The organism is Bacteroidetes Order II. bacterium, from assembly GCA_016788705.1.
Lineage (GTDB): Bacteria > Bacteroidota > Rhodothermia > Rhodothermales > UBA2364 > UBA2364.
Genome location: JAEUSQ010000065.1, coordinates 83075 through 101236, shown reverse-complemented (window position 1 = coordinate 101236; position 18162 = coordinate 83075). Strand labels below are relative to the sequence as shown.

Annotated in this window: 11 protein-coding genes; all 11 read left to right on the top strand. The window is 36.8% G+C overall.

Going from position 1 to position 18162, the window contains the following annotated elements; genetic code table 11:
* Window position 1: 1 nt before the first annotated feature.
* The 11 genes from JNN12_17205 to JNN12_17155 all read left to right on the top strand — a co-directional run bounded on the left by JNN12_17205 (window position 2) and on the right by JNN12_17155 (window position 18053).
* Entirely contained in the window at window positions 2–658 is a 657-nt protein-coding gene (locus JNN12_17205; GenBank protein ID MBL7980079.1) for a hypothetical protein, read from the top strand.
* A gap of 4 nt (window positions 659–662) precedes the next feature.
* On the top strand, window positions 663–1370 hold the full coding sequence (locus tag JNN12_17200; GenBank protein ID MBL7980078.1) for a hypothetical protein: 708 nt from the start codon (window positions 663–665) through the stop codon (window positions 1368–1370).
* Window positions 1371–1425: 55 nt separating this feature from the next.
* Window positions 1426–1767, top strand: a complete 342-nt coding sequence (locus JNN12_17195; protein ID MBL7980077.1) for a hypothetical protein — start codon at window positions 1426–1428, stop codon at window positions 1765–1767.
* A gap of 417 nt (window positions 1768–2184) precedes the next feature.
* Window positions 2185–6552 carry a CusA/CzcA family heavy metal efflux RND transporter gene (locus tag JNN12_17190; protein ID MBL7980076.1) on the top strand — a complete coding sequence of 1456 codons (4368 nt, stop codon included), beginning with the start codon at window positions 2185–2187 and terminating at the stop codon, window positions 6550–6552.
* A gap of 6 nt (window positions 6553–6558) precedes the next feature.
* Window positions 6559–7815 (top strand): efflux RND transporter periplasmic adaptor subunit, encoded by a 1257-nt coding sequence (locus tag JNN12_17185; GenBank protein MBL7980075.1) that lies wholly within the window; start codon window positions 6559–6561, stop codon window positions 7813–7815.
* 12 nt (window positions 7816–7827) lie between these two features.
* On the top strand, window positions 7828–9876 hold the full coding sequence (gene cadA, locus JNN12_17180; GenBank protein ID MBL7980074.1) for a cadmium-translocating P-type ATPase: 2049 nt from the start codon (window positions 7828–7830) through the stop codon (window positions 9874–9876).
* Between the two features lie 398 nt (window positions 9877–10274).
* Entirely contained in the window at window positions 10275–10976 is a 702-nt protein-coding gene (locus JNN12_17175) for an NERD domain-containing protein (GenBank protein MBL7980073.1), read from the top strand.
* Between the two features lie 162 nt (window positions 10977–11138).
* Window positions 11139–12206: a beta-lactamase family protein gene (locus JNN12_17170; protein MBL7980072.1), complete on the top strand. Its 1068-nt coding sequence runs from the start codon at window positions 11139–11141 to the stop codon at window positions 12204–12206.
* A 211-nt stretch (window positions 12207–12417) separates the two neighbouring features.
* Complete coding sequence (locus JNN12_17165; GenBank protein MBL7980071.1) at window positions 12418–17244, top strand: RecQ family ATP-dependent DNA helicase; 4827 nt, start codon at window positions 12418–12420, stop codon at window positions 17242–17244.
* 178 nt (window positions 17245–17422) lie between these two features.
* The gene (locus tag JNN12_17160; protein MBL7980070.1) at window positions 17423–17650 is read left to right on the top strand and encodes a hypothetical protein; all 228 of its coding nucleotides are present in this window, start codon (window positions 17423–17425) and stop codon (window positions 17648–17650) included.
* Window positions 17631–18053, top strand: coding sequence for a putative toxin-antitoxin system toxin component, PIN family (locus JNN12_17155; protein MBL7980069.1), 423 nt, complete (start codon window positions 17631–17633; stop codon window positions 18051–18053). Before JNN12_17160 ends, JNN12_17155 begins: the two co-directional genes overlap by 20 nt.
* Window positions 18054–18162: the final 109 nt, after the last annotated feature.

Here is an 18162-nt window from a genome sequence, read left to right as displayed (position 1 = left end):
TATGAATGAGTATTATTTCCAAATTGATGTTAGTGAAGAGCAAGTTGATTATGCAAATAGTATTGTTGATTATTCTATTTTAAATCACCCTGTTACCGATATTTTTGCAAATGACCCACAAGGTAAAGAACGTCAACGTGAATTTAGGTTTACAGGTTCATTGGGTGAAATAGTTTTTGCAGATGCTTATCAACTTCCAAGACCAACAAGAGCCTTTGGTGCAATAGATGGACAAGATTATGGTATGGATTTTAAATTAACTGTAAAAGATAAAGCAATTTCATTTGATATTAAATCAATGGGAAGAAAAAACAATAATTTTCGTGAGAATTATGTTTTGAATTTGCCTAAATATCAAATGGAAAAAGATATGGTAATTACAGATTGCTATTTTTGTATAAGTATACATGAAGAGTTTAATCATTACATCGCCTCTTTTATTGGTTACATTGAAAAAGAGTTAGTCTATCAGGGGAAGGTTGGTATATTATATAAGGCAGGCACAAAAAGAATTAAAGATGATGGAGGTAGTTTTATTTTCCAACGAGATACATATGAAGTAGACTTTAAAGACATTAGAACCCCATTTGTAACTGAACACATAAAAAAAATAAAAGGGTTTAAACAACGTAATATTTTACCACCTTATAAAAAATAAAAAAATGAACGAAAACAACTTTTTAAATGCTTTAACAAATTCGTTTAAAGCATTTCTTGAAACAGGCTCAAGAAGTAATGAAAAATTAAAAATACTTCATAGTTTTATTTCAAAAGACATTATAAATATTATAGGTACAGATTATATTGTAAAATCACTAAACATAGGTGATGGTAAAGAAGGTTCAATACAAGGAAGATATATAAACAAAAATGTAGATATCGTTATTTTACAAAAAAATAAAGTAATTGCAGGTATTGGGGTTAAATTTGTCATGCAAAATTACTCTCAAAATTCTAATAATTATTTTGAAAATATGTTAGGAGAGACAGCGAACATTCGTAGCAATAATATACCCTATTTTCAAATATTTGTTATACCAGAAAAAATGCCTTATTATAAAAGTAGTGGACAATGGGATAAATGGGAAGAATTTTCATTACATAACTCAAAAAAATATAATATACTCTCAGAGGATAATGTTGATAATTTTTTACATACGCCTACAAAAACGTTATTATACGTTGTAAAATTACCTGAAATAAATTTTGCAATTAGTACAAAAGATGAATATTATGATTTTTACAGAAATTATCAAAATTTGCGTATTGAAAAAAGTACACGTAATTATGGTAGTTTTAGCAATAGCGTTATACACAATGACTATGTTAGTTATATAAATAAAATATGTAATTATATTAAATCTATATGATTACGCCTTTAAAATTTAATGAATTAATAAAAAAACAAATAAAAATGGCTATAACATGCAACAGACCGACCATGCCTTCCCGCTTTTTGCCACCGCACAAAATCCCAACGCACGAAAAAGCGGGAAGGCACGGCGGCTGTTGCTTTCCGTTGGCAGCAATGGTAACGGACGACACCACCAAGACCAAACGGACAGAAAAAACGAGCAGACAATGACACAAGACAAAGATTTAGTTTTTGCCCAACGCACATTTTTTTGTTTTTCTGCCACCGCACAAGTGGCACATTTGGTTTTGCCCGACACACAACGCCAACGCTTCACAAAACCAAAAGAGCCAATTTTTTCCAACGCTTTGAGTACAGCGTTTCAGAATTTTACTAACTTTGCCACCAAATGAAGTTTTTTACAGTCATATTCAGCATTTACATTTTGGCATTGTCAATAATGCCGTGTAGCGATGCGTATAACGACTGCAAGACTAACACCGAACTTTCGGACAACTCACAATCTCACAGCCACAAGAACGACACCAACGATATTTGCAGTCCGTTTTGCACTTGTACTTGTTGCAGCGTTTCAGCAAACCCGAAGTTCACGCCTTTCAGTATTAAAATTGCAAAACTCGTAGTAGTTTCAAAACTCACATTCCCAAATCGGGAGTTCTCTTTCGTTTCCAACTTCTACGGAAACATTTGGCAACCGCCAAAAATCAGTTAATGAATTATTGAAATTCCGCTAAGGCGGAAAACAAAATAATTACGGTGCTGACGCACCGCAATTAGTCATTTCATTTATTCATTTAACTGATTTAATAATGTTAGACAGTATCATAAAATTTAGCATAAAAAACAAGTTAGTCATTGGAATAATGACCTTGTTACTCATCTTATGGGGAAGTTGGAGCGTTACCAAATTACCCATAGATGCCGTGCCTGATATTACCAACAATCAGGTGCAAATTATTACCGTTTGCCCTACGCTTGCAGGGCAGGAAGTGGAACAGTTGGTTACATTTCCCATTGAACAAAGCATTGCCAATCTTCCCGACTTGGAAGAAACCCGAAGCATTTCACGGTTTGGGCTTTCTGTTATTACAGTTGTGTTTGACGATGATGTGGACATTTATTTTGCCCGACAACTTGTCAATGAAAAACTGAAAGAAGCCGAACAGAACATTCCGCAAGGCATCGGCACACCCGAACTTGCACCTGTAAGCACAGGTTTGGGTGAAGTGTATCAATACATTTTGCACCCGAAAAAAGGAAGTGAAAGCAAATACAACGCAAAAGACCTGCGTACTATGCAGGATTGGATTGTTGCCCGACAGCTCAATGGAACAAAAGGCATAGCCGAAGTAAACAGTTTTGGTGGCGAACTGAAACAATACGAAGTAGCCGTAAATCCCAACCGCTTAAAGGCAATGGGTGTAAGTGTTACCGATATTTTCAATGCTCTTGAAAAGAACAATCAAAATACAGGCGGTGCGTACATTGACAAGAAACCAAATGCTTACTTCATTCGGGGTATTGGTTTGGTTACTTCGTTGGAAGATGTAAAAAACATAGCTGTAAAAAACACTAACGGCAGTATTCCGATTTTTATAAAAGATGTTGCCGAAGTTCGTTTTGGCAGTGCGGTTCGCTACGGAGCTTTAACCTACAATGGCGAAGTAGATGCCGTTGGTGGTGTCGTTATGATGCTCAAAGGCGAAAACAGCAATGAAGTAGTAAAACGTATCAAAGAAAAATTGCCTGTCATTCAGAAATCTTTGCCTGATGATATTGTGATTGAGCCTTATTTGGACAGAACAGATTTAGTTGGCAGAGCAATCAGCACGGTAGAAAAGAATTTGATTGAGGGTGCATTGATAGTCATTTTCGTATTGGTGTTGTTTTTGGGGAATTTACGAGCAGGTTTAATTGTGGCTTCTGCCATTCCGTTGTCAATGCTTTTTGCATTGGGATTGATGAATGTTTTCGGAGTAAGTGCCAACTTAATGAGTTTGGGAGCTATTGACTTCGGTTTGATTGTGGACGGTGCAGTTATTATTGTAGAAGCCACTTTGCACCATTTGGGTTTGCGAAAATCAATGAACAAGCTGACACAGCAAGAAATGGACGATGAAGTTTTTTTATCGGCTTCCAAAATCAGAAACAGTGCAGCGTTTGGCGAAATCATTATTTTAATCGTGTACATTCCTATTCTTACATTGGTTGGTGTTGAGGGCAAAATGTTTACGCCAATGGCTAAAACCGTAGGATTTGCCATTTTCGGAGCATTGATTTTGTCGCTTACCTATATTCCAATGATGTGTGCTTTGTTTCTCTCAAAAAACATTTCGCACAAGCAAACCATTTCCGACAAGATGATGAACTTTTTGCAAAGCATTTACCAACCGCTTTTGCAGAAAGCTGTTAAAGCAAAGTTTGCGATTGTGGGAGCAACTCTTTTACTTTTTACAATCAGTCTTTTCGTTTTCAAAAATTTAGGTGGCGAATTTATACCGCAGTTACAGGAGGGCGATTTTGCTTTTCATTGCATTTTACCGCAGGGCAGTTCATTGAGCCAAAGTATTGAAACATCAATGCAGGCATCAAGAATTATCAAAGAATTTGACGAAGTAAAAATGGTTGTCGGTAAAACAGGTACGGCAGAAGTTCCAACCGACCCGATGCCACCCGAAGCCACCGATTTAATCATTGTGTTGAAACCGCAAAAAGAATGGAAAACATACAAAAGTTATGACGAGTTAGCCGATGAAATTTCGGAAAAATTAGAAGTCATTCCGGGCGTATTCTTTGAAAAAAATCAGCCAATTCAAATGCGTTTCAACGAACTGATGACAGGCATACGGCAAGATGTAGCGGTTAAGATTTTCGGGGAAAATTTGGATAGCCTTGCCGTGTATGCAGACAAGGTTAGTAAAGTAATTCAAACGGTAAACGGAGCAACTTCGCCACAAGTGGAACGAGTTAGCGGATTGCCACAAATTAACGTTGAATACGACAGAACACGGCTTGCCAATTACGGCATCAATGTAGAAGATGTAAACAATGTACTAAGTACGGCTTTTGCAGGAAAAACCGCAGGGCAGGTATTTGAAAACGAAAGGCGTTTTGACTTGGTTGTTCGGTTAGACAGCACTTACAGAACCGATATAGACGATGTAAGTAATTTGATGATACCTACCAATACAGGCAATCAAATTCCGCTTTCGCAAGTGGCAACTATCAGTTACAAATTAGGTGCTTCGCAAATCAGCCGTGAAAGTAGCAAACGCAGAATTGTTATCGGTTTCAATGTATCGGGTAGAGATGTGCAAAGTGTGGTAGAAGATATTCAGCAGAAATTGAACGAGCAGGTAAAATTGCCGACAGGTTATTATTTCACTTATGGCGGACAGTTTGAGAATTTACAGAAAGCAAGTAAACGTCTGATGATTGCTGTACCTGTTTCGCTGTTACTCATTTTTTCATTGCTGTACTTTACATTCCGTTCACTCAAACAGGCAAGTCTGATTTTTACCGCAATCCCAATGAGTGCCATAGGTGGCGTTTTTGCTTTGCTGTTGCGTGATATGCCTTTCAGCATTAGTGCGGGTATAGGCTTTATTGCTCTGTTTGGTGTGGCTGTACTCAATGGAATTGTGTTGATTGGCACTTTCAACCAATTAGAAAAAGACGGAATTACAGACATTTTGCAAAGAGTTTTACAAGGCACAAAAGAAAGATTGCGACCTGTTTTAATGACGGCAACCGTTGCAAGTTTGGGCTTTTTGCCTATGGCATTAAGCACAGGTGCAGGTGCAGAAGTGCAGAAACCATTGGCAACTGTTGTAATTGGCGGTTTGATAACGGCTACTTTCTTAACGCTGTTTGTGTTGCCGTTACTCTACATCATTTTTAATTCAAAAATAAAATTCAAGAAAAAAGGAAATATGAAAACCGTTACAACCGTAATCGTGTTGTTGCTTTCTGTTTTTAGTTTCAATGCCAATGCTCAAACAAAAAAGGTTATTGGAATTGACGAGGCGATAAACATTGCTTTGCAAAATAACGGAAATGTAAAAGCGAAAAATTTAGAACTGCAATCAACACAAAGTTTGAAACGAACATCAGGCGAATTACCGAAATTGGAATTTAACGCACAGTTAGGACAATACAACAGCGTAAATTTTGACCAATCTTTTCAGGTGGCACAAACAATTCCGTTTCCAACGCTTTTTGTCGCTAAAAAACAACTGATAAACGAACAAGTAAAAAGCAAGGAATTACAAAGTGAAATCACGGTGCTTGAACTCAAAAACCAAGTGCGTACTTATTTCTATCAAATTCAGTATTTGCAACACAATCAAAAACAGTTGTTGCATTTAGATAGTTTGTACAACGATTTTATTAAAGTGGCAGAACTGCGTTACAAAACGGGCGACACCAAAAAAGTTGAAATCAGCACGGCACAAGCCAAGCAAGGCGAAATCAATTTGTTGCTGAAACAAAACGAAGTGTATTTACAAAATGCGTATCAAAATTTACAAGCGTTGATGAACACACAAGAACCGTTTGAAGTAAGTACCGACACAGAATTTCAGCCCTTGCAGGTAAGCACTTTGTTGGATAGTTCGGTTATTGCAAATCACCCGATTATTAAAAATCTGCACCAAGAAATTTTAATTGCAGAGAAAACCAAAAAGGTTGAAAAAGCACAAGGTTTGCCCGATTTTACTATTGGTTACACCAATCAATCGTTAATCGGTTTTCAAACTATCAACGGACAGGAACAGTTTTTTAATTCGGGCAATCGTTTCAGTTATGTAAACATTGGTATTGCCATTCCTTTGACTTTCGGAGCTACAAAAGCAAGGATAAAATCATTAGACTACCAACGCCAAGCAACAGAAGCCAACGTACAACAAGAGCAAATTTTGTTGGAAACGCAGTTGAAAAACGCCATACAGCAATACGAGCAAGATTTGGCAGCGTTCAACTATTATCAACAACAGGCATTACCCAATGCAAACGAGATTGTTTCATCGGCTCAATTAGGTTATCGCACAGGCGACATCAGTTATGTGGAATACCTTTTTGCTTTGCAAACCGCCACAGACATACAGTTGAATTACTTAAAAAGTATTCAGCAGGTAAATCAATCGGTAATCAACATTTATTCAATTATCAATCAGTAAGTAAAAATGAAAAGTAAAATAATAATTTCAATCTTTTGTTTTTCCCTTTTCGTAGCGAGTTGCGGAAATTCAAATAAATCCGAAACCAAAGAAACGGCAACGGAAGAACACGGACACGAAGAAGAAACGCCAACCATTGCAACGCTTACGCAAGAGCAGATAAAAGCCGTAGGCATCACGTTGGGCAAAGTAGAAAACAAGGAACTCACAGCCACTATAAAGGCAAATGGTATGCTTAAAGTTCCCAACAACAACAAAGCAAATGCAACTTCTTTGTATGGTGGAGTTATCAAAACGCTGAATGTGCAAATTGGCGATTATGTAAAGAAAGGACAGGTAATTGCTACGATTGCCAATCCGCAGTTTATACAGTTGCAGGAAGAATATTTGACCATTGGCAGTAAAATCACTTTTGCCGAGCAGGAAGTACAACGTCAAAATGAACTCAATGCAGGAAACGCAGGAGCTTTGAAAAACTTGCAAAATGCACAAGCAGAATTAAACGCATTGCATACACGAAAAGCATCGTTGCAGCAGCAAATTCAACTAATGGGCATCAATCCTAATTTGGTTTCAAACAACAATTTGAAATCGGCTTTGGTGGTAGCAAGTCCGTTGAATGGAACAATAAGCAATTTGTTTGCAAAAATCGGCAGTTATGTAGATGTTTCTTCGCCTGTTGCCGAAATCGTAGATAACAGTTCATTGCATTTGGATTTACAGGTTTTTGAAAAAGATTTACCGCTTTTGAAAGTCGGGCAAATCATTCATTTTACTTTAACCAATAATCCTGCAAATGAATACGATGCAAAGGTTTTCAGCATTGGTTCGTCATTTGAAAACGAGAGCAAAACAATTTCCGTTCACGCAACCGTTACAGGAAACAAAGCAGGTTTGATTGACGGAATGAACATTACAGGAATTGTGAGTTTGAACAATGCCCTAACACCTGCCGTACCCAATGAAGCAATCGTAAACGCAGACGGTAAAGACTACATTTTTGTTGTTACCGATAAAAAAGCGGAAGAACATCACGAAGAAGAAAGCGAAGAACACAACCACGAAAGTGAAGACCATAAACACAGTGATGAAGAAAACGGCAACATCAATTTTGAAAAGATAGAAGTTGTAAAAGGCGTTTCCAATATGGGCTACACCGCAATAACTTTTGTACAGGATATTCCTGCCAATGCTCAAATTATAGTTAAAGGAGCATTTTTTGTCAATGCCAAATTATCTAACACAGGAGGACACGAACATTAAAAAATAAAAGCGATGATAAATACAGACAAAAATCACAAGCATACTTATGATGCACAAGGCAGAATGACTTGTTGCACGTTGGAAGATAAAATCTACATCAAAGCAGGTGCAAAAGATTTAATCTACACCAAACAAGAAAAAGAAAATCACAATCACGACCACAGCGATGATGACGGACACGAACATTCAAGCGGAAATGAAAGCACGATAAAAATGTTTTTACCTGCAATCATTTCATTGGTTGTTTTGTTGTCGGGAATTGCGTTAGACAATTTCCTAAAACCCGAATGGTTTACCGATTGGGTAAGGATAGTTTGGTATGTGGTGGCTTATATTCCTGTTGGTGTTCCTGTTATCAAAGAAGCATTTGAAAGCATTGCCAAAGGCGAAATTTTTTCGGAATTTTTATTGATGACGATTGCAACCGTTGGAGCATTTGCCATTGGCGAATTTCCCGAAGGTGTTGCCGTAATGTTGTTTTATGCCGTTGGCGAAGTGTTTCAAACATTGGCGGTAAAAAGAGCAAAAGCAAACATCAAATCGTTGCTTGACCAACGACCTGATGAAGTAACCGTTTTACGCAACAATCAACCGCAAACCGTAAAAGCAGAAATCGTAAACATTGGCGACATTATTCAATTAAAATCGGGCGAAAAATTGGGATTAGACGGAGTGTTGTTATCAGAAACAGCATCGTTCAACACCGCAGCACTCACAGGCGAAAGCAAACCCGACACCAAAGCCAAAGGCGAAACTGTTTTGGCAGGAATGATAAACTTAAATACAGTTGCACAAGTACAGGTTACAACAGCATACACCGATAGTAAGTTGAGCAAAATTTTAGAATTGGTGCAAAATGCCACTTCTCAAAAAGCACCTACGGAATTATTTATTCGCAAGTTTGCAAAAATCTACACACCTGCCGTTGTTGCGTTAGCAGTTGCTATTTGTTTTGTTCCTTACTTTTTCGTGGCAGATTATCAGTTTACAGATTGGTTGTATCGTGCCTTAATTTTCTTGGTAATTTCGTGTCCTTGTGCGTTGGTAATTTCTATTCCGTTAGGTTATTTTGGTGGTATTGGTGCGGCAAGTCGCAACGGAATTTTGGTAAAAGGAAGTACCTTTTTAGATGTATTGGCTTCCGTTCAAAATGTAGTAATGGACAAAACAGGTACAATGACCGAAGGCGTTTTCAAAGTGCAGGAAGTTGTTTTTAATTCCGATTACAACAAAGAAGAAATGTTACTTATGGTGGACGCTTTGGAACGATTGAGTACGCATCCCGTAGCAACCGCCATTCACGAATATGTCGGCAAAACAAACAATGAAATCAAATTACAAAATACCGAAGAAATTGCAGGACACGGACTGAAAGCCGAAGTAAACGAAAAACAATTATTAGTAGGAAATTTTAAGTTGATGAACAAGTTCAACATTCAGCACGATGTTGATGTAAGTAAAATTGTTTACACCATAATTGCCGTTGCTTACGACAACAAATTTGTGGGTTATCTCACAGTTGCCGACAGCATAAAACAAGACTCACAAAACACGATTGACAAACTAAAATCACTCAACGTAAAACCGACAATGTTGAGTGGCGACAAAAGTTCGGTTGTGAAATTTGTTGCGGAACAATTAGGAATTGCAAACGCTTTTGGCGACTTGCTACCCGAAGACAAAGTAAGCAAAGTAAAAGAAATCAAAGCCAAAAATGAAACCGTTGCCTTTGTCGGAGACGGTGTAAATGATGCACCTGTTGTGGCATTAAGCGATGTAGGTATTGCAATGGGTGGTTTGGGAAGCGATGCCACTATTGAAACGGCAGATGTGGTAATACAAGACGACAAACCAAGTAAAATACCTATGGCAATCAATATCGGTAAACAGACAAAGAAAATTGTTTGGCAAAATATCACATTGGCATTCGGTGTAAAAGCTATTGTGTTGGTACTTGGTGCAGGTGGATTGGCTACAATGTGGGAAGCCGTTTTTGCCGATGTAGGTGTAGCATTATTGGCAATCTTAAACGCAGTAAGAATACAACGAATGAAGTTTTGACAAGCCAACGCTAAAAGCAAGCACATTTGCAAACCGCACAAGGCGACACACAAGCCAAAGTTTGCAAAAGAGCTTGCTTTTTCCAACGCACGACAGAAAAACAAAAAAATCTTTCCACGCTTCGCAAAAAATTAAATCTGCCGACACACCAAACCCGACAGACAAATACGAACGGACGGAAAAAACCACAGCTGCCAACATCGGTTTGGCGTTATGGCGGGTGAAGTGCTACTATTGAACATTTGTACTGTATTCAACGTTAGTGCTACTATTAAACTTTTGTGCTAAATTTACCGCCACAACGCCAAGCCGTAAAACGTTATGCGACATTGGTTCTTGATTCGTAATATATTGATTTTTTTCTTGCAATTTCTTACTTAAGATAATGGAAAATATTTATGGGATTATTATCAAGATTCATAAAATCAAAAATTAAAGGATTCACAGGTGAATTAAAAACCGATATCCTTTTATTATCTTTGGATAATTCACGATATAAAGTAATTAATAATTTTATGACAGAAATCAATGGAAGGTCCTGTCAAATTGACCATTTAATAATTTCTCCGTACGGTCTCTTTGTTATTGAAACGAAAAATTATTCCGGTTGGATTTTTGCTGGCGAAAATAATGATTATTGGACTCAAATACATTATAAAATGAGAAACAAGTTCTATAATCCAATAAAGCAAAATAACGGTCATATTAATGTCTTAAAACACTTTTTAATTAAGTTTTCCAAAATTATATACATACCTATTGTTGTATTTTCATCTGCTGCAAAAATCAAGACAGAAGTGCCATCAAATGTAGTACATTATCACGATTTAATAAGTAAGATTAAATCATATAAGAATAGAACAATAACAGAGCCAGAACTAAAAGAAATTTATGAATTGCTTGTTGAAATTAATCACAAACATAACCATGATAATAGATATCATGCTAGTAAAGTTAAACAAAATCTGAAGAAAATAGAAACAAGTATAAACTCTGGATTTTGTCCAAGATGTGGAGGAAAACTTGTAACAAGAAAAGGAAGATTTGGTAATTTCTATGGATGCTCAAACTTTCCTAAATGTAGATATACACATAAATAATATGCAGAACCAACGTCGCATAACTGAGAGTTGACGCTCCGCTCCGTGCTCGCGGGGCTCCGCGCGGTGCTCGGCCTTCGGCACATTGCGGCGATGAGGCCGCCGCAACGTCGTCAACTCTCGTACGTTAGCGGTCATTGTAGAACCCCCATCATTAAATAGATGAAAGCAAATTTTGAAAGACTTGACAAACACATAAGACATAACAATTTATTCAATGGAAACCTTTTGGTAGCACTGAACGAAGAAGTTATTTATCAAGGTTCTTTTGGTTTTACCAATAACAGTAAGCAGAACAACTTAATCAACTCTAATACAATTTTTGAGTTAGCTTCCGTTTCTAAACAATTTACGGCATATGCAGCACTCTTTGCTTTCAAAACTGCCCGAGAAAATATTGACAATGATATTAGAGTATTCATTCCTAATTTTCCTTACGAAAATATTACAACAAGAAATCTGCTAAATCATACTTCAGGACTTCCTGATTATTTTCAATTATTAGATGAAAATTGGGATAAAAATAAAATAGCTTGCAACAAAGATGTTTTAGATTTAATTGTAAAAGTAAATCCAAAAATTCATTTTTCGCCAAATGAAAAGTGGGAGTACTCAAATACAGGTTATGTATTGTTAGCATCATTGATTGAAATCATAAGCGGAACTTCATTCGCTGAATTTATTGATGAAAATATTTTCAAACCGATTACTATGCAAAATTCATTTGTGTATAATAGACGGTTGAAACCGAAGAAAATCAATAATTACGCGTATGGAATTGTGTACAACGAAGCAAAAAATATTTTTGAGTTACCAGACAATATCTCTGATTTCAATGATGTATTTTATTTAGACGGAATTCAAGGTGACGGAACAATAAATTCTACAATATCAGACTTGTTGAAATGGAATAATGAAATTTTAAATAAAAGTATCCTCGACAGAAATTTAGTTGACATAATGCTTTCAAACACTCAAATTCTAAACAACGAAAAAGTTGAATACGGAATGGGTTGGATAATCAATGATGATGCAAAATTAGGAAAAATTGTATATCACGGTGGAAGCTGGCCCGGCTACTCTACTTACAATTCAATTTATTTAGACGAGGGATATTCAATTGTTTCTTTATGTAATCAACCCAAAAACTTAGAAATAGAACAACAAATAATCATCGCTATGGAAAATATTCTTTTCGATAAACCATTTGAATTACCAAATAATGAATAGAATAAAAAACAACGAACCGCTAACAAAGGCTATATGCAATAAGGGTTTCAGTGGTAAATCTAGCATTCTGCCACGCTCAAACTTCGGTGTAAGTGGAAAGAAATGTAACCCGCAATCCCTTACTGCATATAGCCTCAACCGTTGGGGCACATGCGAAAAAAGACAGTGGAAACATTAAAAATGATAACAAATAGAATCTGAAAAACTTAGCGTGAAGTCAATTGCATTCATTGATACCGAGATTGAACCAAAGAGCCGAAAGATTCTTGACATTGGAAGCGTCAAAGGTGATGGAAGTTCTTTTCATAAAACTTCGGTTGCTGACTTCATCCAGTTTCTAAATGGAACACGCTTCATCTGCGGACACAACATTTTTAATCACGATATAAAGTATATTGGCAAAGCACTCACTGATGCAGGGATAAATTCAGCAAACATAATTGATACTTTGTTTCTTTCTCCCCTACTATTTCCGACAAAGCCTTATCATGCTTTATTAAAAGACGACAAACTACAATCGGAAGACATAAACAATCCATTAAATGATTCCATCAAGGCAAAAGATTTGTTCAATGATGAAGTTGCAGCGTTCAAACAGACTGACGAAACGCTTAGGCAAATTTTCTATTTACTACTGAATGACAAAAGGGAGTTCCACTCTTTTTTCCGTTTCATAGCATACACAACTGAGACCATAGACCTGAAAAAACTGATTCACCAAAAGTTTGAAAATGAAATTTGCAAACAAGTTGACCTTTCCAAAATAATTTCAGAGCACCCAATTGAACTTGCCTATTGCTTATCGCTCGTAAGCTCTTTCATTGAACATAAAAAAATTCATTCAATCACACCGCCTTGGGTACTGAAAAATTATCCCGAAGTTGAAAGAATCATGTTTCGCTTACGTAACCAACCTTGTGTTACTGGTTGTGAGTATTGCAACAACGCCTTAGATATTCATAAAGGGTTGAAAAGGTTTTTTGGTTTTGATTCGTTTAGAACTTACGGAGGCGAGCCACTCCAAGAAAAAGCAGTTAAGGCAGCAGTTGACAACAAATCAATGCTTGCGGTTTTTCCGACTGGTGGCGGAAAGTCAATTACCTTTCAAGTTCCTGCATTAATGAGTGGTGAAGCTGCCAAAGGCTTGACGGTTGTGATTTCCCCCTTGCAATCGCTGATGAAAGATCAAGTTGACAATCTTGAAAAAATAGGGATTACAGAAGCGGTAACCATAAATGGATTACTTGACCCGATTGAAAGAGCCAAATCTTTTGAACGAGTAGAAGATGGTTCAGCAACTATTCTTTACATCTCACCTGAATCGCTTCGTTCAAAGACAATTGAGCGATTGATTTTAGGTAGAAAGATTGTCCGTTTTGTTATTGACGAGGCACACTGTTTTTCATCATGGGGTCAAGATTTTAGAGTTGACTACCTATATATTGGTGATTTCATTAAACAACTTCAGGAGAAGAAAAATCTTGAGGATGGAATTCCTGTTTCGTGTTTTACCGCGACTGCAAAACAGAAAGTAATAGAAGATATTCGGGAGTACTTCAAAGAAAAGCTTTCTCTTGACCTTGAGCTATATACATCCAAGGCATCAAGGACAAATCTTCAATACAAAGTTTTTGAAAAGGGTGACGAGGAAGAAAAATATCAGGCAGCAAGAGATTTGATTGAGGAAAAGAATTGTCCGACTATCATTTATGTTTCAAGAACCAGAAAGGCCTATCTGCTTGCTGAACGATTAACCAAGGATGGTTTTAATGCCAAACCCTACCATGGAAAGATGGACAAGCAAGAGAAGTCCGAAAATCAAGATTCATTTATCAGCGGTGAAACCCAAATTATGGTAGCAACCTCTGCTTTCGGAATGGGAGTTGATAAAAAAGACGTAGGTATGGTGATTCATTATGAAATTTCGGATTCACTTGAGAACTACATTCAGGAAGCAGGAAGAGCCGGCAGAGATGAAAATATTGTTGCTGATTGCTTCGTATTGTTTAACGAAGAAGACTTAAGTAAACATTTCATTCTATTGAATCAAACGAAACTTTCAATCAAAGAGATTCAGCAAATCTGGAAAGCGATAAAAGACATTACTAGATTCCGATTAAAAGTTTCAAACTCTGCTTTAGAAATTGCACGTAAAGCAGGCTGGGACGATAATGTGGTTGAAATTGAAACCAGAGTAACAACAGCCATTGCAGCCTTAGAAGATGCTGGGTATTTAAAGAGAGGGCAAAATATGCCTAGAATTTTCGCCAACAGTATCCTCTCAAAGAATGCACAAGAAGCTATTGACAAAATCAACGCTTCGGAAAGGTTTGAGGAAAAGCAGAAAGAAAAAGGTATCCGCATCATCAAGAAACTTTTTTCAAGCAAAAGCAGAAAGCAGTCAAGTGAAGATCCTGCTGAATCAAGAATTGATTACATCAGCGATCATCTGGGAATTGTGAAAGAAGAAGTGATAAACATTGTCAATCTTCTTCGTGAGGAAAAGATTCTGGCTGATGCAAAAGATTTGACTGCCTTTATCAAGAAGGGTGAAAACAAAAATCGCTCTCTCAATATCGTTGAATCATTCGGCAAAATTGAAAATTTTCTTTTATCGGTTTTTGAGGAACAGGAAAAAACATTTCACGTCAAAGAATTGAATGAGGAAGCCGAACAGAAAGGTTGTGATGATGTATCTCCAAATAAGATTAAAACTGTCATCAATTTTTGGGCAATCAAGAATTGGATTAAGCGACAAAACCTTCAATACTCAAAGAACCATATTGCCGCTATTTCACTTCATCCGAGGGCTTTGCTGAAAGAGAAATTAGAGAAGCGGCACGAGTTGGCAAAGTTCATTATAGAATTTCTTCATGAGAAAAGTAATTTGAATGTAAACGAAGATGAAGTTGAAAAAGAAGAAGTATTAGTTGAGTTTTCAGTTCATGAATTAAAAGCAGCTTATGAAAACCACCAAAGTCTTTTCAAGCTTGAAATTGGTATCGATGATATTGAGGATACCCTCTTTTATCTTTCAAGGATTGAAGCAATCAAAATTGAAGGTGGGTTTCTTGTTGTTTATAACCGACTTACTATTGAACGAGTTGAGCAGGACAACAAAAAACGCTATAAAGCTGAAGATTATCAAAAGCTGAATCAGTTTTACGAAAACAAGGTTCAGCAAATTCATATTGTTGGTGAGTATGCCAAGAAAATGATAAGCGACTACAAAGATGCTTTACAATTTGTAGAAGATTATTTTCAACTCAACTATCAATCGTTTCTCAATAAATATTTCAAAGGTAGCCGTCAGAATGAAATCAAACGCAACTTAACACCAGCCAAGTTCAGACAGCTTTTCGGAGAACTTTCGCCAACGCAATTGAAAATCATAAATGATAATGAAACAAAACACATTGTTGTAGCTGCTGGTCCTGGAAGCGGAAAGACAAGAGTGTTGGTTCACAAACTTGCTTCATTGCTTTTGATGGAAGATGTAAAACATGAGCAGTTGCTTATGGTGACTTTTTCAAGAGCGGCAGCAACAGAATTCAAAAAGCGTTTGCTTAAACTAATTGGCAATGCAGCAAATTATATCGAAATAAAAACCTTTCATTCCTATTGCTTTGACTTATTGGGAAAGGTTGGCAGCTTGGAAAAGTCAGATGCAATTTTGAAAAAAACGATTGATAAAATCAAGAGTAGAGAAGTTGAGCCAAGTCGAATTACAAAAACCGTTTTGGTGATTGATGAAGCACAGGACATGGATGAAGATGAGTTCAACTTAATAAATGCCTTGATGGAACAGAACGAAGAAATGCGAGTAATTGCAGTTGGTGATGACGACCAGAATATTTATGAGTTTAGAGGAGCAAGTTCAAAATATCTTGAACAGTTTATTCAGGTGAACAGCGCAGCCAAGCATGAGTTAGTTGAGAACTACAGAAGCAAAAGCAATCTTGTAGAATTCACAAATCAGTATGTAACAAAAATCCATCATCGTTTAAAAGATATTCCAATTATTGCCAAACAAACCGACAACGGAAGAATAAAATTGGTTCGTTATCAAAGTGGCAATCTCATTACACCGCTTGTTCATGACATTCTCACAACCGGGCTTACTGGAACTATATGTGTGCTAACTAAGACAAATGAAGAAGCACTTCAAATCACAGGGCTGCTTTTGAAAAACGAAATGCAAGCGAGGTTGATTCAGACAAATGATGGTTTCAGTTTGTATAATCTTTCGGAAGTCAGATTCTTTTTTAGTCAACTGAATTTGGCTGGCGATGTTTTCATAATCAGTGATGATGTTTGGGCAAATGCTAAACGAGAATTGATAAATAAGTTTCGCAACAGCACAAAGTTGGAAGTATGTACGAACATCATTAAGGATTTTGAAGCGACCAATCCAAAGAAGAAATACAAATCTGATTTGGAAGTCTTTATTCGCGAATCCAAACTTGAAGATTTTTTCAATGAGAATGGTGAAACAATTTTCGTTTCAACCATTCATAAAGCAAAGGGTAAAGAGTTTGACAATGTTTTCCTGATGCTTGAAAATTTTAATCCTGCAACGGACGAGGCCAAGAGACAGTTGTATGTTGCCATGACAAGAGCAAAACAAAACTTAACAGTGCATCTTAACTCAAACTTTCTTGACAATCTTTCCGCAGAAAATTTAGAACGAATTGAGGATATTGAAATTTACCTATCACCAAAAGAGTTGGCAATGCATTTAACCTACAAAGATGTTTGGCTTGACTACTTCGTAAATAGGCAACATTTAATTTCTCAACTCATGAGTGGGGATGTATTGACTTTGAACGGTGATGAATGTTTGAACTCGCACGGACAATCAGTTTTGAAGTTTTCACAGCACTTTTTGAGACAAATTGAGAGCTTAAAAGAGAAGAATTATATACTGAAAAGTGTGAAAGTAAACTTCATCGTTTACTGGTTGAAAGAAGGAGCAGAACACGAGGTGAAAATTTTATTACCAGAACTTTACTTTGAGAAACATCAGAATGAAGAATAAAAGCACGATGCCCCAACATTGTATAAGCGTAATGCGGGCTGAACAGCTAAAATTAAGCTTTTTGCTCCTAAGAAACTTTGCGGCAGGCGGACAGGGAATTGCTCCGAAATCCCGCACTACGCTTATACTAGACCGTTGGCTGAAATTGTAGAAAACCGAAACTCAAACAAATAAGGATATGCGGACAGTCCAGATAAAAGTAAGCGAAACCGACTTCAAAAAGTACAACTTGGGAAGTGGCGAAATCAAATTTACCGATTTGGTAGAAGTGATTAGTCGTGAATATGCACGCAAAGCATTGTTGGAATGCAATGAAATAGCCGAGAAGGTTGGACTTTCCAAAATGACAATGGACGAAATCAACGCTGAAATCAAAGCCGTAAGAGATGCAAAAACTCATTCTTGATACAAATGTTATCGTTTCTGCACTCATTTCAAGTTCTATTCCGAGCAAGATTTTGTACGAATTGGTACTAACTGAAAAAGTAGAGATTTGTCTTTCGGAAGAAGTATTATCTGAGTATGTAGAAGTGTTGAACAGAGAGAAGTTCTCAAAATTCGCTAATTTCAAAACCAAAGCCGAAGTTGTGTTGAATAGACTGCAAGAAATTGCTACTTTCTACCAAACAGACAGAAAAATTGAAGTTTTGACAGACACAAGCGACAACAAGTTTTTGGAATTAGCAGCAGTAAGTGCAGCGGACTATTTGACAACAGGGAACACTCTTGACTTCACAATGACAGAGTTTGAATACACAAGAATTTTGACACCGAGAGAGTATTGGGATAATTACGCACCGAAAGAATAACAAATTCAGCCAACATTGGCTTGGCGAAAAGCGGGGCTGAGGTGCTAATTTGTAGTGAAGTGCTTTTTATTTACATTTGTGCTTGTTTGAAGTGTGGTGCTTTTAAACC